At 72.3% G+C, this 1958-nt stretch carries 2 protein-coding genes; both read left to right on the top strand.

The genetic code is table 11. The features are described from left to right. Window positions 1-349: 349 nt before the first annotated feature. A complete protein-coding gene (locus ACFU74_RS37125) occupies window positions 350-1042 on the top strand; it encodes a phosphatidylserine decarboxylase (RefSeq protein WP_380764552.1) in 693 nt (230 codons plus the stop codon). After that, window positions 1029-1907 (top strand): CDP-alcohol phosphatidyltransferase family protein, encoded by an 879-nt coding sequence (locus ACFU74_RS37120; RefSeq protein ID WP_380764551.1) that lies wholly within the window; start codon window positions 1029-1031, stop codon window positions 1905-1907. Before ACFU74_RS37125 ends, ACFU74_RS37120 begins: the two co-directional genes overlap by 14 nt. Window positions 1908-1958 lie beyond the last annotated feature (51 nt).

Genomic DNA, 1958 nt, shown 5'->3' with positions numbered 1-1958 from the left:
GGGCGTACGGCAGCAGCCGTACGCCCTGCGGCCGCTTCGGCGTACCCCGGCCCGGTCCCCGGCGGCCCGCCCCGGCTCCCCGACGGGCAGCCGCGCACCGGCCGCCCGGGCACGGTTGAGACATGAGTCACCAGCTTCGCCCGGTCCCTTGGGAACCGGAGCGGGGCCAGCTACGGTCGTATGGAAGGGGCGCGGCTGCGCCTCCGCCAGGTCACATGACGAGCAGGCGGGTTGCCCACCCACCGTCTGCTCCCGATAGCATCCACCGGGACAGCAGACGTCCCTCTATTACCCGATCCCGCGGTGGCCCCCGTCCAGCGGCCATGATCCCCCGCGACAAAGGTCTTCGATGCCCATCAGCCCGTCCCCTCACACCTCCGTCACGGACCGCGACGCCCTCGCAGCCACGACGGCCGGTCGTCGGCCCCGCGTGTCCATCGCGCGCGGAGCCACCCCCTGGTTCGTCCCCACCCTCGCCACGGCCGCCGTGACCACCGCCCTCACCCGGCGCAGCGGCAAGTGGGCCCTGGCGGCGGTACCCGCCTGTGCGCTCGGCGCCGGCATGCTGTGGTTCTTCCGCGACCCCGAGCGTGAGATCGGCACGGGCAGAGTGATCTCGCCCGCCGACGGCGTGGTCCAGAGCATCGACGCGTGGCCGGACGGCCGGACCCGCGTGGCGATCTTCATGAGCCCGCTCAACGTCCACGTGAACCGGGCCCCGCTGCCCGGCACCGTGGCCTCGGTCGAGCACGTGCCCGGTGGCTTCGTGCCCGCGTTCAACAAGGACAGCGACCAGAACGAGCGGGTCGTCTGGCATTTCGACACCGAGCTCGGCGACATCGAGATGGTGCAGATCGCGGGTGCCGTGGCGCGCCGGATCGTGCCGTACGTGGACGCCGGTACCAAGGTCGAGCAGGGCGAGCGGATCGGTCTGATCCGGTTCGGGTCCCGGGTCGACACCTACCTGCCGGCCGGCGTCGAGGTCGGCGTCGAGGTCGGCCAGAAGACCACTGCCGGGGTGACACGCCTTGACCGTGACTGAACCTGAGACGATCGTCGGCCTGGACGACGAGGAGGCGGTCCTGCGCCGCCGCCGCTGGGCCCGCGACCGCGAGCTGCGCGCGCCGCGCTCGCCGCAGCACCTGTCCACCGCCGACTTCCTGACCCTGGGGAACGCCGTCTGCGGCTTCCTGGCGATCTACTCGATCACCACCGGGGTGCTGGTCCCGTACATCACCAACCCGGACGCCGCGCCGGACCGGCACAGCGCCGCCACCGCGGTCACGCTGCTGCTCATCGGCTCGATGTGCGACCTGTTCGACGGGCTGGTGGCGCGCAAACTGCGCTCCTCCGCGCTCGGGGCCGAGCTGGACAACCTGGCCGACCTGATCAGCTTCGGCATCGCGCCGGCCTACTTCGTCGCGGTCTGGGGCATGGTCTCGCCGGGCTCCGACAGCCGGCTGTCGGCGCTGATCGCGCTGACCGTGCTGCTCGCGGTGGTGCTGCGGCTCGCCCGCTTCTCCGCTGTGAAGATGCGGCCGGGGGTGTTCCAGGGCATGCCGTGCCCGATGGGCGCCATGACGGTGATCGCCATCGTGCTGCTCGACCCGCCGTTCCTGCCGGGTCTGCTCGCCATCTTCGGCGCGGCGTACCTCATGGTCAGCCGGATCGAGTACCCGAAGCCGCAGGGCCTGCTGGCCACCGCGACGCTCTGCTGGATCGTCGTGTCGATCGGCTGCCTGGCGGCCTGGGCGACCGGTCTGCCGGGCGGCGACAGGCTGATGCACATCGGCGCGTTCGCGCAGATCGCGCTCGCCGCGATGGCGCCGCTGCTGGTCATCCGCCGCAAGGTGGGGCAGAAGGTCGGCGACGTCCGGGCGCGCCGCGCTGAGTCGCGGATCGGCTGACGCTCCTCCTCGGACATGCGGAAGGGCCCGGCTCCCCTCGGGGAGCCGGGC

This window comes from Kitasatospora sp. NPDC057500 (assembly GCF_042802195.1).
Classification (GTDB): domain Bacteria; phylum Actinomycetota; class Actinomycetes; order Streptomycetales; family Streptomycetaceae; genus Kitasatospora.
Note: the sequence above shows the minus strand (reverse complement) of the source record. Positions and strands in the feature narration are given on the sequence as shown.